Raw genomic sequence first — 6,815 nt, forward strand, 5'->3', positions numbered from 1 at the left:
ATCGCCATTGGGGGAGGGGCTGACGGGGAGGGGGGTGCTCCCCCCCTCCCCTGTCTCTACCCCGTAAGGCTCTACCTGTGACCCCACCCCACCCGCGCTTCGCGCTCCTCCCCCGCCCCCGGGGCGGGGGCAGTCATGGCGATATCCCCACGGAAGCCGTTGACGAGGTTGCGTGGCTGTGGGATGGGCAGGCATTGCAGGGACTATCTTATGCAGGAACTGTTGCACACAAATCCCATCCATCCATCGACTCCCCACCACCGCCCGAACCCAAAACCGCACCATTATCGCCTCCCTCACCCACGATCACATAAGAGGACAGCCCAATGAAACCCGAAAATGAAAAGCTGATTGACGATTTCCTCGCCCACGCAGGCGACCTCGGCGACGACATCACGGAGGACGTGGAGGAGATGCTCGGCGTCGTCCCGTTCATCTTCCACATCCTCCGGGACCGGCCCGAGTCTTTCGCGCTCTCCACCCTCGCCGACTACCGGATCTCCCGGCCCGACTCCCTCGATCCGAAAACCGCGGAGCTGATCGCCGTTGCGGCCGCCGCAGGTGCCGGTGCGGACAGCTGCTTAAAGGTCCACATCGGGGCCGCCCTGAAGGAAGGCGCGTCCCGCGACGAGATCCTCGACGTCCTCCTCATCGCCGCGATGATAGGAAAGACCCGGGTCCTTGCGTCCTCCCTCCGCCGGTTCCGGGAGGTCTGCGGCGACGGGCAGGACGCGGAGAAGTAGGCCGCCCCTGCCCTTTGGCATGCATACTTTATGGTCTGATTGAGCCAAACTCTCTTACAATGAGCCAGACAAAGGCGGCCCTCCGCGAGCAGGCAAAAGAGGCGCGGTCCCTCCTCTCCCCTGCGGAGATCGCCACGTACAGTGCAAGCATCGAAGAAAAACTCCTCGGCATCCTCGACGGCTTTACGACCGTCATGGTCTACGCCTCGAAAACCCCGGAGGCCGAGACCGAAGGCCTGATCGCGGCCCTGGACCGCCGGGGCGTGCGGGTCGTCGTGCCCATCATCGAACGGGATACCTGCAGCCTCCGCCTCTCCTACCTGCCGGACCCCGCGGTCCTCGTCCCAAGCACTTTTGACGTCCCGGAACCGATCGGCCACGAACTTCCGGCCCGGCCCGAGGACGTCGAGGTCGTCGTCATACCGATGCTCGCCTTCGACGCCGAAGGAAATCGGCTCGGCTACGGCGCGGGGTACTACGACCGCTTCCTCTGCAGGTACCCGCACCCGAAAAAGATCGGCATCGCGTTCTCCTGCCAGCAGGCAGAGCGCATTCCTGCCGACGAAAACGATGTGAAGATGGATTACATCGTTACGGAAAAGGGGATTATCCGGCATAATAGAAGGGCCGTTTAGGGAAAATTATAAATACTAGCCTGCACTTACCTATGGTAAACCTACAGGAGGAGATTGTTCAACATGGCCAATACCGAATCCGTTGAGGTAACCATCAAGGAGGCGGCTCACGAAGACGCCGGCCGGGGAATCGCCAGACTGAGCATCGACGCCATGAAGGCTCTCGGTCTCGTCAGCGGCGACGTCGTCGAGATCGAGGGGCGCCAGAAGGCGGCGACGCTCGTATGGCCCGGCTTCCCCCAGGACACCGGCAAGGCGATCCTGCGCATCGACGGCAACACCCGGAGCAACGTCGGGGCGGGGATCGACGACAACGTCCGGATCAGGAAGACCGAAGCAGGCTACGCAAAGAAGGTGACCATCCAGCCGACCCAGCCCATCCGCCTTGTCGGCGGCGAGCAGTACCTGGGAAGGATCCTCCGCGGCCGGCCGGTCACCGAGGGCCAGCTCATCCGGGTCAGCATCCTCGGCAACCCGCTCACGTTCGCGATCGCCAAGGTGGCCCCGAAAGGCATCGCCATCGTCACCGACAGCACCGAGATCGAGCTGAAGGAGACCCCGTATGAGCCCAAAGAGGGGAAGCGCGAGGTGGCGGGCGACGTCCACTACGAGGATATCGGCGGTCTCGACCGCGAGCTGCAGCTCGTCCGCGAGATGATCGAGCTCCCGCTCCGGCACCCCGAACTCTTCGAACGCCTCGGCATCGAACCCCCGAAAGGCGTCCTGCTCTACGGCCCGCCCGGAACGGGGAAGACGCTGATCGCAAAAGCGGTGGCAAACGAGGTGGACGCTCACTTCATCACGCTCTCGGGCCCCGAGATCATGAGCAAGTACTACGGCGAGTCCGAAGAGCGCCTGCGTGAGGTCTTTGAGGAAGCGCAGGAGAACGCGCCCTCGATCATCTTCATCGACGAGATCGACTCGATCGCGCCCAAGCGCGAAGAGGTGAAGGGCGAGGTCGAGCGCCGGATTGTTGCCCAGTTGCTCGCCCTGATGGACGGGTTGAAGACCCGGGGGCAGGTGGTGGTGATCGCCGCAACAAACATCCCGGACATCATCGACCCTGCTCTGCGGCGCGGCGGTCGGTTCGACCGCGAGATCGAGATCGGCATCCCGGACACCAAAGGGAGACAGCAGATCTTTCAGATCCACACGCGGGGCATGCCGCTTGCCGATGACGTGAACCTCGACGACTATGCCCGCTCCACGCACGGTTTCGTCGGCGCCGACATCGCGCTGCTTGCAAAAGAGGCGGCGATGCACGCATTGCGCGGGATCATACCGCAGATCAAGATCGAGGAGGAGATCCCCACCGAGGTCATGGACCAGCTCCGCGTGACGAACGAGGACTTCATCGAAGCGCATAAGCACGTCGAGCCGAGCGCGATGCGAGAGGTGCTCGTAGAGATCCCCGACGTCAACTGGGAGGACGTCGGCGGTCTCGAAGACGTAAAGGGAGAACTGGCGGAGGCCGTTGAGTGGCCGCTCAAATATCCGGAGATATTCGCCTCGCTTGACACCGAACCCCCCCGCGGCATCCTTCTCTTCGGGCCCCCGGGGACAGGCAAGACACTCCTTGCAAAGGCGGTCGCTAACGAGAGCGAAAGCAATTTCATCTCCGTAAAGGGCCCGGAACTCCTCTCGAAGTGGGTCGGGGAGTCGGAACGCGGCGTTCGTCAGGTCTTCAGGAAAGCCCGGCAAGCAGCACCGTCGATTATCTTTTTCGACGAGATTGACGCGCTTATGCCTAAACGCGGATCTTATATAGGATCGTCGCACGTAACTGAAAGTGTGGTAAGCCAGATCCTGACAGAGCTCGACGGCCTCGAAGAGCTCAACAATGTCGTGGTTCTCGGCGCTACCAACCGCCCGGACATGTTGGACGAGGCGCTGCTTCGCCCCGGCAGATTGGACCGGATCATCTACGTTCCACCGCCTGACCGGGAAGGCAGAAAGAAGATCTTCGAAGTATACCTCAAAAAGAAGGAGCTCCTTGCGAACGACGTGAGCATCGAGGAACTGGTCGACAGGACCGAGGGTTACGTCGGAGCCGATATCGAGGCACTGGTCCGCGAAGCAAAGACTTCCGCCATGCGCGAATTCATCGTTGCGATGGGTGGGAAGACCGAGGAAGAACGGCGCCAGGCGATCGGCAACGTGAGGATCACAAAGAACCACTTCGAAGATGCCCTCACCCGCGTGAGAGGCACGCTCGATATCGACCGGCTGGAAGAGAACGAACGCCACTCCTGGCAGATCCTCTACAACCAGGAACAGCGGTCGGCACTCGAAGATGCCGTCTCGACCATCAACCGTGCAGGAATGCGGGAGACGGGAAAGATCGAGCAGGAAGTCAAGGATCTGACAAAGGCCCTCAAAGATGCGGTCTACCAGAGGAAGAAAGACTTCGGCGAGATCAAGCGCCTCACAAAGGAGTTGAAGGCCAAAATAGAACGCCCGCTGCCCCAGACGGCTACGGCGTTCTGAGGGAGTGCTCCCCCATGGGGCGCTCCCCCCAGGAGGGGTAATGCGACCCTCTCATCAGCAGAGACAGAAACTACGTGATGCACATGAGTGACAGCCCAGCAGACATCTTCCAGCAACTCAACGAACTGATGAAACGCCTCATGGAGCAGGGGCTCAAAGAGCAGGGAGATCAGGACAGGCCGTTTGCCTACGGATTCAAGATCGTCCTCCATGACGCCGGCAAGACGGAGACAGCGGCAGAAGAAGCGGCTCCAGCAGCGGAGCCGGGAGAACCCTCCTCCGAGGGGACCATCGAGCCGATAGCTGAGATGTATACGACCGATGACGACGTGACGGTGGCAATCGATCTCCCTGGTGTCGATAAGGAGGATATCCACCTGTCACTCATCAACGGGACATTGACGATCATCGCAGGCGGCAACCAGCTGACTTCGGTGGAGGTGCCGGCCGTGGACGCCGACTCCATGCAGTCGAACTACAAGCACGGCGTCCTGGAGGTCAAATTCTCCCGGGGCAAGTCGATCAGGATCGACTGAGACGCCAGAGTGCCTGCCGGCCAAAACCCGGCAGGGCCACAATACTTTTTCACCGGCAGCAACTTCCGCCTGCAGAGAGACCGGCAGGTGCCGGGCGCGAGGCTGCAGGGAATACGCCTCTTCTTTCTATCCCCCAATCATTCAAACCTTCCTCCCGACGTCATCAGGACCGCACCTGGCGGAGAGGACGCGCGATAGGCATCGGGGCCGTCAAACGCGATTTTCGGAAATACTGCTCATGGCGACATCCCTATCGACTCCAGACCAGGTAAAAACGATAAAATAAGTAAAAAAAAGTATAGCGGTCTCGGGGCCATTATCGGGCACACGTGCAGCGAAGGATTGCCGCGAAGGACGATCCTGAAAATTGGTTGCCGCAGCCAACCTTTTTTCAAGGCAGCAACACCTACATATACAGTAATATCTATCTACTAGTCGTAAGGGCTATGCCCGTCCAGGTAGTGGTGATTATATGGTTAAGACCACCGTGTCCGTAATTAAAGCAGATGTAGGCAGTTTTCCGGGGCACTCCCGAACCCACCCGAAGCTCCTTGAGGTGGCCGCCCGGAGGCTCAAGGAAGCAGAAGGCAGCATCCTCATCGACTCATACGTCACCCACTGCGGTGACGACCTCGAGCTGATCATGACGCACACCAAGGGTGAGGACAATGAAGAGATCCACAAGCTGGCGTGGGACATCTTCATGGAGTGCGCCGAACTCGCCAAGGAGATGAAACTCTACGGCGCCGGCCAGGACCTGCTCGGAGATGCGTTCAGCGGCAACGTCAAAGGGATGGGACCCGGTGTTGCCGAGATGGAGTTTGAAGAGCGGGGTTCCGACCCGGTCCTGATCTTCATGGCCGATAAGACCGAGCCCGGGGCGTGGAACTACTTCCTCTACAGGATGTTCGCAGACCCCTTCAGCACGTCCGGCCTCGTCATCGACCCGTCGATGCACGAAGGATTCGTCTTCGAGGTTCACGATGTCATGGAGAAGCGAAGGATCCTCTTCAACACACCCGAAGAGTCCTATAGCCTCCTTGCCTATATCGGAGCACCGAGCCGCTATGTGATCAAGTACATCTGGAAGAGGAATGGCGAGATCGGGGCATCCACAAGCACGCAGCGGCTGAACCTGATGGCCGGCCGGTACGTCGGCAAGGACGACCCGGTCATGATCGTCAGGGCGCAGAGCGGATTCCCGGCAGTGGGTGAGGTCATCGACCCCTTCAGGACGCCCATCCTCGTGGCCGGCTGGATGCGCGGTTCGCACCACGGCCCGTTCATGCCGGTGGGCGTCGGCGATGCAAACTGCACGCAGTTCGACGGACCACCCCGGGTCATCTGTCTCGGGTTCCAGGTCTGCAACGGGAAGCTGATCGGGCCTGCGGACATGTTCGACGACCCGGCGTTCAACCGTGTCCGCGACCAGTGCTGCGAGCTCTCCAGCGTGCTCCGGGCCCACGGGCCGTTTGAGCCGCACCGCCTCTCGCTCGAGGAGATGGAGTATACCACCCTCCCGGGCGTCGAGAAGCAGTTCAAGGACCGCTGGGAAGACCTCCCCGAGTAACCCCCTCTCTCATTTTACCAGGCAGCTGCTCACGGTCATCTACCGATCGTCACGGCATCTGCCTGCGGTATGCGGTGCCCTTCGGTTGCCGCGGTTCCCCGGGGAAAACTTAATGCATGAATATAACCACATAAGAACAGATGGTTAACGGCATCGTACTCCCTGTAAAGAAGGTTTTTTCGCTCGTAGACTCTAAAGTCGTCGTCGAGATCAAGGATGACGGCAGGAAACTCCAGGGACGTCTCGTGGCGGTGGATGAACACCTGAATCTGCATATGGACGAGACCACCGAGTATACCGGAGAACAGCGGGGCCGCACCCTCGGGACCGTCGTCATACGCGGCAATAATATTCTGACCATTGCACCCCTGCTCTGATAGCCATGTCCGACCAGGAGGAAGAAGCACTCAAAGTAATCCAGTCCCATCGACAGGGAGTCCTCCAGAGCGAGCTCTGGAAACTTCTCGATATCGACAGCAGGAAGTGCTCGAGAATTGTGAAGCGCCTGCTGGATGCCGGGTTGATAGAGCGCATCGAGTTCCGCGGCGACGGCATCAAGACCTATCTGTTGCGGGCGAAGAAGCGGGCGATCGACCCCTGCATCATCCTTGCGGGAGGAGAGGTTCTTCCCTGCATCGGCTGCGATCAGGAGTGCACACCGGAAGAATGCGCGCTCCTCCTCGACTGGATGTACCAGCTTGCTCTTGAAGAGTATCAGGAGTAAAGCATCCCTTTTTTTCGGCCCTGTTGAAATGCTTTCCACAACCTCCAGATAACACCCGGTTACCAACAGAGGTTGGTGGTGTGGCCTCACTCGAAGAACGACTTCCCCGAAGGGGAAAGG

7 protein-coding genes are annotated in these 6,815 nt (G+C 60.1%); all 7 read left to right on the forward strand.

The window, feature by feature from the left end; genetic code table 11:
* Window positions 1–326 precede the first annotated feature (326 nt).
* Window positions 327–743, forward strand: coding sequence for a carboxymuconolactone decarboxylase family protein (locus BRA62_RS01330; RefSeq protein WP_292364271.1), 417 nt, complete (start codon window positions 327–329; stop codon window positions 741–743).
* A 59-nt stretch (window positions 744–802) separates the two neighbouring features.
* On the forward strand, window positions 803–1,378 hold the full coding sequence (locus tag BRA62_RS01335; protein ID WP_292364272.1) for a 5-formyltetrahydrofolate cyclo-ligase: 576 nt from the start codon (window positions 803–805) through the stop codon (window positions 1,376–1,378).
* Between the two features lie 63 nt (window positions 1,379–1,441).
* The gene (locus BRA62_RS01340; protein WP_292364273.1) at window positions 1,442–3,865 is read left to right on the forward strand and encodes a CDC48 family AAA ATPase; all 2,424 of its coding nucleotides are present in this window, start codon (window positions 1,442–1,444) and stop codon (window positions 3,863–3,865) included.
* A gap of 83 nt (window positions 3,866–3,948) precedes the next feature.
* Complete coding sequence (locus BRA62_RS01345) at window positions 3,949–4,401, forward strand: Hsp20/alpha crystallin family protein (protein ID WP_292364274.1); 453 nt, start codon at window positions 3,949–3,951, stop codon at window positions 4,399–4,401.
* A 472-nt stretch (window positions 4,402–4,873) separates the two neighbouring features.
* Entirely contained in the window at window positions 4,874–5,971 is a 1,098-nt protein-coding gene (fbp, locus tag BRA62_RS01350) for a fructose-1,6-bisphosphate aldolase/phosphatase (protein ID WP_292364275.1), read from the forward strand.
* 140 nt (window positions 5,972–6,111) lie between these two features.
* Window positions 6,112–6,348 (forward strand): LSM domain-containing protein, encoded by a 237-nt coding sequence (locus BRA62_RS01355; RefSeq protein ID WP_292364276.1) that lies wholly within the window; start codon window positions 6,112–6,114, stop codon window positions 6,346–6,348.
* A gap of 5 nt (window positions 6,349–6,353) precedes the next feature.
* The gene (locus tag BRA62_RS01360; RefSeq protein ID WP_292364277.1) at window positions 6,354–6,695 is read left to right on the forward strand and encodes a helix-turn-helix transcriptional regulator; all 342 of its coding nucleotides are present in this window, start codon (window positions 6,354–6,356) and stop codon (window positions 6,693–6,695) included.
* Window positions 6,696–6,815 lie beyond the last annotated feature (120 nt).

Origin of the sequence: Methanoculleus sp. UBA208 (assembly GCF_002498065.1) — an archaeon.
Lineage (GTDB): Archaea > Halobacteriota > Methanomicrobia > Methanomicrobiales > Methanoculleaceae > Methanoculleus.

What these genes read in the sequence shown, in the direction of transcription:
- BRA62_RS01355 (WP_292364276.1), top strand. Translation starts at nt 6,112, where the DNA reads ATGGTTAACGGCATCGTACTCCCTGTAAAGAAGGTTTTTTCGCTCGTA.
- fbp (WP_292364275.1), top strand. Translation starts at nt 4,874, where the DNA reads ATGGTTAAGACCACCGTGTCCGTAATTAAAGCAGATGTAGGCAGTTTT.
- BRA62_RS01335 (WP_292364272.1), top strand. Translation starts at nt 803, where the DNA reads ATGAGCCAGACAAAGGCGGCCCTCCGCGAGCAGGCAAAAGAGGCGCGG.
- BRA62_RS01360 (WP_292364277.1), top strand. Translation starts at nt 6,354, where the DNA reads ATGTCCGACCAGGAGGAAGAAGCACTCAAAGTAATCCAGTCCCATCGA.
- BRA62_RS01330 (WP_292364271.1), top strand. Translation starts at nt 327, where the DNA reads ATGAAACCCGAAAATGAAAAGCTGATTGACGATTTCCTCGCCCACGCA.
- BRA62_RS01345 (WP_292364274.1), top strand. Translation starts at nt 3,949, where the DNA reads ATGAGTGACAGCCCAGCAGACATCTTCCAGCAACTCAACGAACTGATG.
- BRA62_RS01340 (WP_292364273.1), top strand. Translation starts at nt 1,442, where the DNA reads ATGGCCAATACCGAATCCGTTGAGGTAACCATCAAGGAGGCGGCTCAC.